This window comes from Klebsiella sp. LTGPAF-6F (genome assembly GCF_001753185.1).
Taxonomy (GTDB): domain Bacteria; phylum Pseudomonadota; class Gammaproteobacteria; order Enterobacterales; family Enterobacteriaceae; genus Klebsiella; species Klebsiella michiganensis.
In genome coordinates, this window is record NZ_CP017450.1 from 3,554,273 (window position 1) to 3,568,145 (window position 13,873).

Below are 13,873 nucleotides of genomic sequence, written 5' to 3' on the forward strand. Positions count from 1 at the left end.
GGAGGATTAAGCCTTGGCCGAGCCTCGCTCTGGCCCTGAAAAATTGCGTCCTGAGACATTATCTTGTCCTTAGCACTGGCGATTAACTCGTCTTATCAGATGGTTCGCTACAGGCGCGGAGAGCAGAAAGTTCCCTGTCCGGCGCAGTAGTGGATTCACGTTCCATTTCTGCAGGCCATTTATCCGCTTTACGCGGGCACCAGAAATCAGGGCGGCCTTTATTCACCGCCTCATCCGGCACGGGCTCGTCTTTCATATACAGGCACAGATAGCTCCAGAGCTGCTGCAGCTGAGCAGGAGTGCCACTGGCAATCTGGAAGCGTTCCACCACGTTCAGCGTTCCTGGCTGGCAGACAGATGCAAACAGCTGAAAACCTCCTGTATAACGGTCGCTGGAAAAACGCATCTCACCGTGAATATCTGCCCAGTGATAGGCTTTGACAGTGGCTGGCCATCTGGCCCAGGGATTCCACCATTTTCTTTTATAATCGAAGGTATAGATTATTTGGCGTGTTGAATTTAGACGAACAGGTTGATCTCGGGGTTCAAAAAAATAAACTTTTAAAAACAAGATAACCAATGATAAAAGGCTGTAATTGATAAAAAAAAACAACATCATTAAACCTGTGCCATCCACGCTAAAACCTAAATTATCGATAATATCGCCCATGACAAAAAATGAGATAACCATTATAAATAAAGTTGCTGCAAGAGTAATTACTCCGCCAAAAATCATCCCTCCCCAGACAACCCCTTCATAGCGCGGAATTTCCATCCAGATAGTATTTTTTGTATTTAACCAAATCAGCTGGGGAGGCACCAGCTGAGGCTGGTTGTTCTCCGGCATATCCTCCTGCCAGCGATATATGGGAGGATTAAGCCTTGGCCGAGCCTCGCTCTGGCCCTGAAAAACTGTGTCCTGAGACATTATCTTGTCCTTAGCACTGGCGATTAACCCGTCTTATCAGATAGTTCGCTACAGGCGCGGAGAGCAGAAAGTTCACTGTCCGGCGCAGTAGTGGATTCACGTTCCATTTCTGCAGGCCATTTATCCGCTTTACGCGGACACCAGAAATCAGGGCGACCTTTATTCACCGCCTCATCCGGCACGGACTCGCCTTGCATGTACAGACACAGATAGCTCCAGAGCTGCTGCAGCTGAGCAGGAGAGCCGCTGGCAATCTGGAAGCGTTCCGTCACGTTCAGCGTTCCTGGCTGACAGACGGAAGCAAACAGCTGAAAACCCCCGGTATAGAGATCGCTGGAAAACCGCATCTCGCCGTGAATATCGGGCCAGTGATAGGCTTTGACAGTGGCTGGCCATCTGGCCCAGGGATTCCACCATTTTCTTTTATAATCGAAGGTATAGATTTTTTGACGTTTTCTGTTTAAGCGAATGGGTTGATCTCGTGGAATATAAAAACTCATCCGAATATAAGTCAACATCAGTGTAAATGAAATAAATGAAGCCAACGTTAATAAAACCAATGAAAACACATCACTTCCAAATAAAAAACAGAAAAACATGACAATAGTAAAAAATTGAATCACTATGCCAAAAACCATCCCCCCACATAATCGCTTCATAGCGCGGAATTTCCATCCAGATAGTATTTTTAATATTTAACCAAATCAGCTGGGGAGGCACCAGCTGAGGCTGGCTATTGTCCGGCATATCCTCCTGCCAGCGATATATGGGAGGATTAAGCTTTGGCCGAGCCTCGCTCTGGCCCTGAAAAATTGCGTCCTGAGACATTATCTTGTCCTTAGCACTGGCGATTAACTCGTCTTATCAGATAGTTCGCTACAGGCGCGGAGAGCAGAAAGTTCACTGTCCGGCGCAGTAGTGGATTCACGTTCCATTTCTGCAGGCCATTTATCCGCTTTACGCGGACACCAGAAATCAGGGCGGCCTTTATTCACCGCCTCATCCGGCACGGGCTCACCTTTCATATACAGGCACAGATAGCTCCAGAGCTGCTGCAGCTGAGCAGGCGAGCCGCTGGCAATCTGGAAGCGTTCCGTCACGTTCAGCGTTCCTGGCTGACAGACGGAAGCAAACAGCTGAAAACCCCCGGTATAGCGGTCGCTGGAAAACCGCATCTCGCCGTGAATATCGGGCCAGTGATAGGCTTTGACAGTGGCTGGCCATCTGGCCCAGGGATTCCACCATTTTCTTTTATAATTGAAAGTATAAATCGCCTGTCGTTGCTTGTTCAGTCGTATAGGCTGATCTCGGGGTTCAAAAAAATAAATTTTTAAAAACATGGACATCAGCGTAATGAGAAAGAAATCACCAAAAGCATAAATAATTAAAATTCCCTCCCCATTAAGCTCCTGCTCAATTAACCATCCTAGAACCGTCATGAAAACAATAATAGCCAATGTCATAATGGCACCCAAAATCATCCCCCCCCAGACAACCCCTTCGTAGCGTGGAACTTCCATCCAGATACTATTTTTCGTATTTAACCAAATCAGCTGGGGAGGCACTAGCTGAGGCTGGTTATTCTCTGGCATATCCTCCTGCCAGCGATATATGGGAGGATTAAGCTTTGGCTGAACTTCACTTTGCTCCTGAAAAAAAGCGTCTTGTGACATCGTTTTATCCTTAATTGCCTTAAGCGCTGGTTGTTAGCTGCAGACTTTCTTCCGGTTTGTGCTTATCTGGCCAGTAGGTCACGTTGAGCTCCACATTGCTGAATTTCATGCGGTTAAACGCAAACTCTCCCTGCAGCAGTAACCCATTTGTCTCCCAGCTTTCTTTCATTACTGAATCAGCAGACAAGGTGGCCGATCCCATTCCCATCGGGGTGATATCAAAACTCTGCTTAGCCGCAGTTTCCACGTTTGTCACCTTCCCTGAACACGCCGACTGAGCCAGCAGTTGACTGCCACCGTTTCCTTTGGCCGTCAGTTCAATCAGCCAGTCCGAACCCATCTTACTGCACCCCGGCAGCTTCACCTGCACGGCAATCAGCCCCGTCCCGGCAGAATTGAGCACCACTTCGGCCATTCTTTCACGCCGGATTTCTGCAGAGACGCCGCTAGCAATGGTGTAGTATGCTTTCATCGCGGCCTGAAGATCCGTAAGACTGTTAGCATCCCAGTGTTTTTCATGTTCGGCTCGCTTGAGGCCGAAACAGGTGTCACTGAGCCATACTTCCAGCGGTGAACGAACTTCATCTGCCGCCATGGTTGCCAGTACCGCGCCTAAGATGGCCAAACCAATACAAATACCTACAGGCCCCAAAAGAGCAAAATCACCGGCCAAACCAGCATAAATACCAAGAACACCAGCGCTAAAAGTGCTGAATGCACTGATTGAGTATTCAGCTGAAGCTGTAGAATCACCTGATTTAGCTGCATCCCAGGCTTTCACACCCAGAGCAATCCCATCCACAATCGACGCCACTCCTCCAATCACCCCGGCAACCCGGATCAGCGGATGGGCGTAGATTTCAGCACCACGCACTATCATATTGGGCTTGACGTCCCAGGGATTGGTGCCCCAGCGGGCGATCATATGACCAAAACCGACCATTTCCACCGCCGAAGCTGTCACCATCAGCGCGCTGGAGGCCAGCTTCATTTCCGCCTGCGCATCCCCCGGCACAGCCTCCTTCAGCGCTTTAAGGTTGGCGTCCAGGGCACTTTTCTGCAGACCCAGCATAGCGGCCCCCAGCACCAGACCCAGGCCGCTGCTGCTGAATACCCGTCGCGAAAGCTGGTACTGCTGACGGGCTATTTTCAGCGTATCCCCCAGCGTCATACTCATGCTACCCGTTGTAAGAGAAGCGTCTACGGCATCCTGCGCGAGGATCAGATTCGGGAATCCGGAAAGATGGCTACCGTCTTTCAGCATCGTGCCTTTACTCAGGGCCGCCGAACTGGAACCCGCCTTGCGTGCTGCCTGCTTATAGACCGGTGATTCAATATCTTTCAGTAAGGAGGCATAGCGTACGTGAATTTTTCGCTCAAGTATGACGGGATCAGTTACCTGCAGCCAGGTACCGGCATGGGAGGTCGTGATGCCTCCCCGCATGGTCCCCCAAACGGGACGACCGTGCCCATCCAGCTGCTTAAGCATGATATTCTGAAATTCACGAACGGTGATTTCACCCGAAAAAATAGTAACAGCAGGTTCACCTTCTGCAGCATAGGCCATTGCCTGAAGTACCCGCCCGAATCCTGCGTTCGCTTTGGCGGAAATCTTCTCGCCAATCATGCTGAATGCGCCGTTCATCGACATCGTCAGGCTGCTTACGGGCTGGCTGAAGTTGATGCTGTCCACAAAGTCACAGACTTCCTGACTGTTCAGCAGGGTCTTCATATTGGTGTAGTTTGCTGAACCGTTGTAGACCGCCGCGATTAGCCCAGACTGTTTGCCAAGGAGAGACAAAAATGGCGGACTGTCCGGACTTTCCATCCAGTCATGCCAGGCCGATTTGTCCTTATCCATTCCTGCCATCGCCCCCTGCAAACTGGCGGCCAGCATGTTAAGCTGAGCCGCCCAGCTGATTACACTGGTTACCGGGGAATAGTCCTGTTTGATCACCGTCAGCCATAAAGCCGAGTGATACCAGGCATCCAGATCCTTCGCCACCGCCGTTATTTTTTGCTGATAGCCGTCCACCACGGCTTTAAATTCCCGGGCAAATTTAGCGCGACTGGGTTCGCTGTAATATTCCTGCATCCTCTCCAGCGCAGAACGTTTGGTGGCGGCAACCATATCTTCACGGCTGAAGGTTATTCCCTGATCGAAGGGGGAATCAGTAAAAGGCGGGATAGTGACAGGCTTAATGCTTTTATCCGCATCCACCTGCTTTGTCATCAGTTCCTGAATTGACAAAATCGTGTCGGAAATGGTGCCCTGATGAAGATTCGCGGGTTTAGAACGATATTTCGCCAGCGCATCCACCACATCCAGGCGGGCGTGATTAAGTTCCTGAACAATCCCGATGGCATCATCCAGCACAATGGCATGCACTGCACCGTACAGCTCCTGTAACTCCGCGACCTTATTACCCAGCGCCGTCTGCTTCCTGATATCCCTTCGGGGATAAAAACCATACGCGCCATCGGGCTGCCCTTCTTTTCCGACAATACCCGGAAATTTTTCTGTCGCAAACTCCAGCACGTTCTTTGTCAGAGTTGAGAGCGTGGGGTCAAGCTCCAGGCTGCGCCCCGCACCTTCAATTGTCACTGTTTTCCCATCAGCAATAGTCACTTGCGTAAAACGCGGTGCCGAAGCACCGGCTTGTTTATATTTCGCCAGCACTTCACGGGGCCACGGGTCATTGCTGAAGGCCACGGCTGCATGAGTATGCTTCGGATCGATATTGATAAAGCTGCTGCGGATATCATGATTCTGCTGCAGGCAGGCGGCACTCAGAGGTTCCACTTTCCCTCCTTCCGGCATTTCCTTCGCATTGAACATGCGCAAAAAGCCCTGCGGGGTGACCTGGTAGGCATACCAGACCTGTTTATCAGCCAGAACATACACATAACCCTCGCGCAGTGTACGCAGGGCGTATTTGAACTCGCCCCCCTTAAGCTCTATGTCCTGGTGAGGGACGGCAGGATGCCAGCCGGTATTTACCAGAGAAGCCGGGACTGCAGCCACACGTAACGGGTATATCGCAACTCCTTTACGCTCACACGACTTACAGCCTGAAGGTGTGGATGCTGCCTGCTGAATTGCCGCTGCGTTTTTATTTACCTGTGCTTTCATATCCATTATCAAATTCCTTTCTCAGTCGCGTCATGCCTGACGCAGCTCCTGCCAGACAAAGTCCGGGAGGGTCTGAAGCAGTTGGGTAAAGTGCAGTGCCGGGTTTTCCGCGGCTTCCTGCAGTCGGGCCTGTACGACTGCATGTGTAGTGATATCAACGGGCAAGGTCAGGGCATTGAGCGCCAGGCATAGCCGGTCACTGAGATGATGCAGCCCCGATTTATCAGCGGCAAACCAGGCATCAGCCGCAAGACGCACAGCCTCTGGAGGTAAAGCGTCATTTGATTCATGCCAGGCAGACAGCAAACGCCAGATATTACGGACTTCAGCTTGTGCGTGTTCAGCTCCCCAGTTCAGCATCCAGGCATCACCACCGGATTTACCACTCAGTGTCCTCAGTTCACCCGTACAGGACATCCAGTGCCACTGAGTCGTTGCGGCAAGCAGACCTGCCAGCAACTCAGGGTCAGCAGTCGCCTGCAACAGTTCAAGGCGCAGGGGTTCGAACGCAGGGATACTGACGCCCGGTTTGATGTGTTTGCACAAATCAGCCAGCCAGACAGCCATTTCATCAGGCGAAAGTGCTGAATTCAGCCAGCCGCAGACATAGCGCTTCTCGTACAGTGCTTCTCCGAATGCATAGGTTTCACTGCTTCGGACCAGATCTTCATCCAGAGACCCGCCCGGAGAAGCAAGCAACAGCAGAATCGGACAATGCTCCGGCGACCAGGCTAAATCCGGACGCAATATCCTGCGCAGGGCATCGCTACCGTGGCTATTCCTGAGCATGTCTGCGTGCAGAGGATCCCAGCTCGCCACCTTTTTTAGCGGATCAAGCACCAGGTAGCGGTATTCATTCTGTCTGGCATTCAGGGCATCAGTTAAGTTAGTGAGGGTATCCATCAGAGCGCACTCTCCACACAACTGGCCGCCGGTGGCAGTTCAGGTTGTGCCGGGCTGAAGCTCTGTGATGCCAGATGGTTCAGGCTGGCTGATTTGGCATTCACATCACCAGGCGTCAGAATATTGACGCCAGACGGGTCGATGACCACAGCGGTTTTACCGCAACATAAAGTAATTTTCTTGCTTGCCTGAATCACCACCTCATCGTCTTTACTGATGATGGTCATGCTTTTCAGGGAGGTCAGCATCATTGCATCCCCTTGTGCCTGAATATCAACCTTACCCTTATTGGCATACATCTTGATGCCCAGCGTTTTGGCAAACAGGCTGATGATCTCGCCTGCCGCAACGGTGAATTTTTTGAAGACGCTAAAGTCACTGTTCTCGCCGGAGGTCTGAATAAAGTTCTGTCCGCTGCTGATTTGGATGCTTTGCGGTGATACCTGAGCTATCCCGTCCGGGGCGCTCATCAGCAACGCGGACTGCTGCAGATCCTTGAGAGAGGATCCCAGCAATGTTTTTTGCGCCTGGATCTGCGCGAGTTCAGCCTGTGCAGTGGCTACAGCATCGCCCAGTGATTTCGCTAACTGCTGCGCCTGATTGAGTGTCCCCAGCGCCGCATCCATCGCCAGAACCTGTCCCTGACCTTTGATTTGTGCATCTGCGGTGATGAAAATACCCTGCTGTGCACGAATAGCCCCCCAGCTGTCCGTCCTGAGTTCAAAACCTTCCCCGCGCTGTTGTTTCTTGCTGTCGACCAGATGTCCGAGATTCAGCTGGCTCTTGCCGCCGTACTCCGTCGACACCTTGATATGCTCTTTCCCGCGCTCGTCATCAAGGCGGATTTTGTTGTTCGCCGGAGTGCGCAGGACGTTACGTTTGTAGTTTCGGATAGTGACATGGTCACCGTGCGCCGAGTCGTGAAGTACGCCAGAAATGTACGGTCTGTCCGGGTTACCGTCCTCAAAACCAATCGCCACTTCGGTGCCTGCCAGCAGCGGCAAGTGCAGACCGTAGGTGTCACCGGCATACGGGCGTGACTGGCGCACCCACAGGCTCTCGAACCCGGTTTCCCAGTTATCACGGTCAAACAGCATGTTGACGCGATAGCGGCCGTCTTTATCGATGTGACCGTAGGTGTCGTTCTCGGTGGTGCTCGTGACGCGTGCCGGCAATGTACCGGCCATCGCCGGGCGTGAGCCAGGCTCAGGACGGAAACTAAAATCAGTGCTGTCCGGGATACCGTCAAACCTGATGCCAAAGTCCTCATCACGTCGCGCATGGCTGTGCATCGCCGTGATGACCACGCCCTGCGCAAACACCTCAGCCACTTCGTACCCGCCGGTGACTTTCAGCAGCATCCCCGGAGAGAGGGTCGGGCAGCTGGTGACGGCCCGGGTCTGCGTCTGGCCATTCAGGTAGCGTTCGTGACGAATGCGGGCATAGAACGCCCCGGACTCCGGTGCCGGATTACGGTCATGGGAGTTTCCCGCCGTCAGGTAGTTATCCGCCCAGTGATAGGCCTCTCCGTAAGTGGTGGCATCTCCCCTGGTCGCATCAACGAGGGTGTTCATGTCTTCCGTGGCCTGGCGGTAGTTGTAATCGCGGGTGCTGACCTGCTTCTGCACCACGTTATGATGGCTCTCCATCTCCCACACCGAGTCCACCCCCTGCGAATGCTGCCCGGATGGCGGCACCGACGGCAGCGTCAGGCCTTTCTCATACCCCTGCTGGCTGTCGTAAAACTCCACCACGTCGATGTTCAGCCGCGTGTCGGTGGTAAAACGAAACCAGAGACCGACCTCACCCAGCAGGCGGGTGATAAAGTGCAGGTCGTTCTCACCGTACTGCATCACCTGTTCACGGCGCGGATACTCTTTTGAGAGCGAGAACAGAAAATCCTGACCGCGCATGTTGTGACGCTCGCGCAGAATTTTTTCCACGATTTGTGGGACCGACATGTCCTGATAAATGGCGTTCTGGTGCGAACGGTCAAGCAGCGCCAGGCGTGGCTCAAGCGTCAGGGCGTAGCGGGTTTCGTCCTTTGAGGTGCCAAGGCGTTCAAAACCCGTCACCACTCCCTGAATCACCCGCACCGGCTGCTGGATTTTGATGCCGTAGCCCTGGTCAACCGGGGCCTGCAGCGTCAGGGAAGCCGCTTTCATCAGCATCATCTCTTTGCTGATGGTATGGTCAGCGCTGGTGAACTCAATACGGTAGCGGAAGGGTTTGCTCAGGGCTTCATCGCCTTCAAACGCCAGTACATCGGGCTCGGCGTCACAGCCTTTCACCGAAAGCAGATGATGGCTGTGGCTGAATCTTAACGGAGGATTATTGCTCATGCGTGCACTCCTTCTGTGAGGTCAAACTCCAGTCCGATACCCTGAGCCAGTTCGATTTCCGGCTGCAGATCCGGCCGCTCGTCAGATTGCGCATCCAGTAACGGGCGCAGGCGCTCCAGTTGGCTCTGGCCAAGCGTCAGTAAGGGCCACAGCCCATCACAGCGAGCCAGGTTAGGTTTCCCGCCCAGCGCCATCAGCAGATGAACGCTGCGGATGCTCAGCTCTCCGGCAAGCGAGGCCAGCAGCCAGTGCCCCGGCAAAATTTTCGCATGGGTGCGGGTCTGACAGAGCGAAGCCGCCCCTTCCATCGCACGGGCACAGTAAGGGTTCAGACATCGCAACAGGCTGGCTGGATTTTCCATGAATCTCTCTCTTTGTCAGTTCCTGGACACGCTACCGCCCCTCGCTGTTCACCAAAGCGCATAAGGTCAGGCAGACAGATTGTATTTTTCTTTGCTGAGTGCCCGCATATCAGGCTCTCAGCAAAAAACTGTGGACAGGAAACCCCGCCCGCATCAGACGATTGCCCTAAATAATTCGTGTTGCAGGCAGGCGGCAAGTTCGTGAATCCCCGGGAGCATAGATAACTATGCAACCGGGGTGAGCGGACGTAGCCAACGCACCTGCGGCGCGAAGTATGACGGGCAATTACGCGGTGGCGCGTTCGTTCCAGCTATCGGAATGAATGATGTTGCCGTCTTTGTAGGTCCAGGTGATTTTTTCGTAACGCAGTTCTACGCGCTCAAGATGGTTGTGCTTTTCTTTAGAAGGATCCTTGATGTCGTACATTTCAGGGCTCACTTTCACCACCTTCACGTTTTCGAGTTTGGTGTTGAAGTACTCCACTTCCTGGCCCGCGTCGTTGATCTTGTACCACTTGAATTCCGCAGACTTGAGGGTCTGACCGGTGGTCACCGCCTTGTACAGATACGGGCTGGAGGAGTCGATTTCCTTGGTGAACAGGAACGGCGTGTGGATACGGGTGCCGGTCAGTTTGCCGGTGTTGTTATCGGTCGGGATGTACAGGTTATGCTCCTGAGCGACAACTTCGATGCTACCTTCACGATCCTGAACGTCCACGGAACCTTTAATGTCCGCACCGCCGTCGTCTTTCAGCCAAAGATAAACAGGAATTGCCATGTTAATTACTCCATTTCATTTTTTGACGCGCCATCATCCGATGACGCGGGTGTGTTGCCCGGCAGCTGGCAGGCATTCGCCTGCGGCACCAGACTGATTTCGACACGGCGGTTGAGCGCACGGCCCTCCGGGGTGTCGTTGGTGGCGAAAGGACGGCTTTCGCCGTAACCCTGCACCGCAAAACAGCTTTCCGGCACGTCGCCGGTGTCGCGCATCCAGTCACGCACCGCTTCGGCACGTTTCTGAGAAAGCGTCTGGTTCAGTTGCGGATTGCCGGTGTTATCGGTATGCCCGGACACGACAATCAGCCAGCCCGGTCTGGCCTTAACGCCCACCAGTGAATTGATCAGCATTTTGGTGGAGCCTGGCTTGAGGTTGTACTTGCCCGAGTCGAACAGCGCCATGCTGTCGAGGCGGATAATTTTCGCTACCGGTTTGGGTTTCGGCTGTGGTTCAGGCGGCAGTGGCGGCGGCACATACGAGCGGATCGCTTCCAGCACCGGCATGCGCAGACGCCCGCCCTGATACAAACCCAGGCTCAGCCGGGCCGGTACACCGTTACGTGCATGGTCGTCCAGCAATGCCGCATCCTCGCGCAGGGCCGCAACGGCGTCGGCTTTCGGGCCGTAGTCATCCATAGAGATGCGGTCGTAACGGGTAATATCAAAGCTCACGCGTTGCAGCTGCTGGCGATTGTTCCAGCCACTGCTGAGCAGCGCAGCGATAGTCGCCAGCGTGAAGATCCCGAGCGCACGGCGGAAGGCTTTGTCATGCGGCGTCAGGCCTCGCCCTTCCGGCAGCAATGGCAGGACAAAATCCGGCAACGGGGAAATAACCGTACTGTCCGTTCCCACCGGCTGCCAGCCGGTCACCTGTTGCATCGCGGTATGATGGGACAACCACGCCGTCCAGGCCGATGTGGCCAGGCTTCCGGCAAGGATTGGTCTCATGCCCCACACCACTGCGGCAGGGGCAATGACCGGCACATCGGGGTTCTCATCCATAAAAACAGCCTGGACGTGCTGATGGAACCAGCTCATCAGGCTGTTCATCAACACCTGCTGCTGCATCGCAGGCGTTCCGCCGGCGGTGACCCATGCAGCGACAGAGCCCGGAACTGAAGATTCACGCCAGACCCTCACCCCTTCACCCGGGAGAGCCATCTGCCAGAACAGGTCATTCGTCATCGCGCTGCCGACCTGACCATTCAGAATCAGTGGCACAGAATGACCCGTTTCTTTACGCAGCTGGCTGATGCGCCAGCGCAGGGTCAGCAGACCACTGGTCAGGGCTTCGCTGTCCGGGTGTTGCTGCGGACAGACACAAACCATTACCGACAGCTGACGCCCCCAGTCAGGGCGCAGCCACAGTATCTGGCGGGCTACCTGCTCCAGATCCTGATGATCCTCCACGCGGATCCAGCATCCCTGCGGGACGATGAGTACCGGTGATTGATGCGGCCAGGCCAGCGGCAGATCGCCGCAGACCAGCACCACGGGCTGACGGTAAGTGGCTTCCGGTAGGTTATCCAGTTGCAGGGTGACGTCATGCCGCGCGCGGCGACTGGCGACATACCAGCACGCCATGATAAGCCCCAGAACGGTAAGCAGAACGAGTACTGACACCAGTCGGGTGACCGACAGAAAACCCAGGCAGACCACGGTACTTAGCAAGGCGCCCCACAGCGCAAGTCCGCGCTGTTGCGCAGGGCTCATTTCACCGCTCCCGGCAACAGGGTCTGCAGCATCTGATCCAGCCAGCGATCCAGTCCCCACCAGAGTGCGGCAACCACCACCACGCTCAGGCCAATACGTACGGGCCATGATGCCAGCCAGCCGCCCATTTCCCGTCCGGCGCGGCTTTCCACCAGGACTGGATGGGTTTGTGGATAGCTGAACGGCGTGACATATTCATCAAGTGCATTAATGAGTTTCTGGCGTTCAGGGTCGTTCAGGGAGCGGAAATTGCCGAGGAAACCCAGCATCATGACTCGCTGGAAGCAGGTCACAACAGCGTGGTCAGGAGCCGGTTCACGCAGCACATCGCGCATCCGATCGCACAGCGTGTCACCCGCGTCCATAGTGCCAAGGAAGAGCCCCTGCAGGGGAATGTTATACCACTGCACGCAGGCATCGTCCTCCACACCGCGACCTTTGACCGCCTCATCGAGCAGCGCACACTGTGCCGTGAGAATATGCTGACAGCTGGCTTCATCAAGTTCGCTCGCTTTCAGCTCACGCTGGACTCGTTCGACATCAGCAATGCAGCGTTCCCAAAGCGTGCGCCCTTCCCCGTCCTGGAATATCGGACCGTGACGCAGGCTGATCACCTGCAGCCAGGTATCCTGAAGCAGGGCATCTATATCAATGGACGCGGCGCCGCCGCGTTTACGCTCACTCATGTTCTCAGTACCGCAAAGAGTTCAAGTTCAGGCTCGCCGAGCATTCCCGGAACGTAAAACATACATGTGCCGCTCTGGAGCATTTCGGTGGTCAGGGGGTGAGAGACATCAAGGCTGAAGTACTGGTTTTCCAGACGCAGTGGAATGGCTGCCGGTACATGACGCAGTGGCGCGAGAGGTACGCCCACCCGCGATGAGTTGACGATACTTCTGACATGATCGGGACTGCCGATCTTGCACTGACGCGGGAACTGCTCCTGCAGCTGTGCCGCCGACATCCGCGAACGCACGGACAGGTAGTAATCCGCCCCTTCACGCAGACGCGGGTCATGCAGACGGGCCTGCCAGAAGTGCAGCCGGGCATCGTGCTCAAGTTCAATCGCCACCACCCGCGACGGCAGGCTGGCTTCCAGCAGGTCACCCAGTAAATCAAACAGCGGCGGGAAAACGTTATTCAGTTGCTCATGCTGCCAGACCGGGATCGCACTCACCTGGTGCTCCAGCGAGAAGGTCAGCAGGCTGCCCGCCAGACGGGCCAGCTCCGGATACAGACGCTCCGGTGGGTTTTGCGGATGGCGCTGAAACTGTGCGAGCACGGGCTCAGCGCTGTTCAGAGCATTGAGCAACCAGAACAGGGACACATCGGCCACGGCAAAATCCGCCATCCGTTCGTTGCTTTCCCTGCGCATATCCATCAGGCGGCTCAGGCGGGTACGCAACTGGGTCATCAGTTGCTCCAGTTGGGTCATCAGCCAGCGGCTACCCTGGATGGCCAGGAGCGGGGGAAGAAACGTCTCATCAAGTTGCCACGCCCTCTGCGAATCCTGCTGCAGGCGGGCGATCGGACAGGTCAGGTAATCGCTGTTATTCTGATGGGCGAAACGCAGCGTCAGCTCCGGGCGCATCACCGCAATCTGGCGGGTATCTTCCCCAAAGGCGTTGCGGACATCCCGCCAGCGCTGCCGATAGCGAACAGGACGCTCAGCCACCTCATCGGGTTTCAGGCAGTTGCCGCCGTTCGCCCGCAGCAGCGGAAGGGCCAGTACCACCACCACGTGCTGTGATTCATTCTCAAGCGCCAGTACCGGTGGCAAATCGTCAGCGTTATCCGTATCGATTAATGTCCCATCGGGGAAACGGATATGCAGATGACGGGCCTGCAGGCGGCCCAGTTTCAGTGCATCCGATTCGAATGTGGCATCGATCATCCCCCAGGGATGTGAAAGCCCGAGTCGGGCGATACATTCCGCAGACCAGGCTGAATACGCGGCCTGCTGCTGGAAGTGCTGGGGAGAGACCATAACGCCCCTGCCCCATAACGGTTGTTCCGTTTTCATTGGCTTCCTGCCTTAG

Annotated in this window: 9 protein-coding genes and 2 pseudogenes; all 11 read right to left on the reverse strand. The window is 55.0% G+C overall.

Annotated features, from left to right (window positions below):
• Positions 1-82 precede the first annotated feature (82 nt).
• A complete protein-coding gene (locus BJF97_RS16635; RefSeq protein ID WP_070082939.1) occupies positions 83-847 on the reverse strand; it encodes a DUF6708 domain-containing protein in 765 nt (254 codons plus the stop codon).
• A gap of 104 nt (positions 848-951) precedes the next feature.
• Positions 952-1,675 (reverse strand): annotated as a pseudogene (locus tag BJF97_RS16640) (DUF6708 domain-containing protein).
• Positions 1,676-1,779: 104 nt separating this feature from the next.
• Positions 1,780-2,520, reverse strand: coding sequence for a DUF6708 domain-containing protein (locus tag BJF97_RS16645; RefSeq protein ID WP_077253191.1), 741 nt, complete (start codon positions 2,518-2,520; stop codon positions 1,780-1,782).
• 100 nt (positions 2,521-2,620) lie between these two features.
• Complete coding sequence (locus BJF97_RS16650; RefSeq protein WP_042934109.1) at positions 2,621-5,740, reverse strand: T6SS effector BTH_I2691 family protein; 3,120 nt, start codon at positions 5,738-5,740, stop codon at positions 2,621-2,623.
• Between the two features lie 24 nt (positions 5,741-5,764).
• On the reverse strand, positions 5,765-6,637 hold the full coding sequence (locus BJF97_RS16655) for a hypothetical protein (protein ID WP_014838708.1): 873 nt from the start codon (positions 6,635-6,637) through the stop codon (positions 5,765-5,767).
• Positions 6,637-8,979: a type VI secretion system Vgr family protein gene (locus tag BJF97_RS16660; protein ID WP_032695051.1), complete on the reverse strand. Its 2,343-nt coding sequence runs from the start codon at positions 8,977-8,979 to the stop codon at positions 6,637-6,639. The genes BJF97_RS16655 and BJF97_RS16660 overlap by 1 nt, the downstream gene beginning before the upstream one ends.
• Positions 8,980-9,011: 32 nt before the next feature.
• Positions 9,012-9,341 (reverse strand): annotated as a pseudogene (locus tag BJF97_RS16665) (Clp protease); the annotation flags it as partial.
• A gap of 286 nt (positions 9,342-9,627) precedes the next feature.
• Complete coding sequence (gene hcp / locus BJF97_RS16670) at positions 9,628-10,119, reverse strand: type VI secretion system effector Hcp (protein ID WP_014839086.1); 492 nt, start codon at positions 10,117-10,119, stop codon at positions 9,628-9,630.
• Positions 10,120-10,124: 5 nt separating this feature from the next.
• Complete coding sequence (locus BJF97_RS16675) at positions 10,125-11,834, reverse strand: OmpA family protein (protein WP_032693534.1); 1,710 nt, start codon at positions 11,832-11,834, stop codon at positions 10,125-10,127.
• The gene (gene tssL / locus BJF97_RS16680) at positions 11,831-12,520 is read right to left on the reverse strand and encodes a type VI secretion system protein TssL, short form (protein WP_032693533.1); all 690 of its coding nucleotides are present in this window, start codon (positions 12,518-12,520) and stop codon (positions 11,831-11,833) included. The genes BJF97_RS16675 and tssL overlap by 4 nt, the downstream gene beginning before the upstream one ends.
• On the reverse strand, positions 12,517-13,857 hold the full coding sequence (gene tssK, locus BJF97_RS16685; RefSeq protein ID WP_032693532.1) for a type VI secretion system baseplate subunit TssK: 1,341 nt from the start codon (positions 13,855-13,857) through the stop codon (positions 12,517-12,519). Before tssK ends, tssL begins: the two co-directional genes overlap by 4 nt.
• Positions 13,858-13,873 lie beyond the last annotated feature (16 nt).

Excerpts from the sequence above, each read along its gene's own strand:
- BJF97_RS16635 (WP_070082939.1), bottom strand. The coding sequence starts at position 847 with ATGCCGGAGAACAACCAGCCTCAGCTGGTGCCTCCCCAGCTGATTTGG.
- BJF97_RS16645 (WP_077253191.1), bottom strand. The coding sequence starts at position 2,520 with ATGCCAGAGAATAACCAGCCTCAGCTAGTGCCTCCCCAGCTGATTTGG.
- BJF97_RS16650 (WP_042934109.1), bottom strand. The coding sequence starts at position 5,740 with ATGGATATGAAAGCACAGGTAAATAAAAACGCAGCGGCAATTCAGCAG.
- BJF97_RS16655 (WP_014838708.1), bottom strand. The coding sequence starts at position 6,637 with ATGGATACCCTCACTAACTTAACTGATGCCCTGAATGCCAGACAGAAT.
- BJF97_RS16660 (WP_032695051.1), bottom strand. The coding sequence starts at position 8,979 with ATGAGCAATAATCCTCCGTTAAGATTCAGCCACAGCCATCATCTGCTT.
- hcp (WP_014839086.1), bottom strand. The coding sequence starts at position 10,119 with ATGGCAATTCCTGTTTATCTTTGGCTGAAAGACGACGGCGGTGCGGAC.
- BJF97_RS16675 (WP_032693534.1), bottom strand. The coding sequence starts at position 11,834 with ATGAGCCCTGCGCAACAGCGCGGACTTGCGCTGTGGGGCGCCTTGCTA.
- tssL (WP_032693533.1), bottom strand. The coding sequence starts at position 12,520 with ATGAGTGAGCGTAAACGCGGCGGCGCCGCGTCCATTGATATAGATGCC.
- tssK (WP_032693532.1), bottom strand. The coding sequence starts at position 13,857 with ATGAAAACGGAACAACCGTTATGGGGCAGGGGCGTTATGGTCTCTCCC.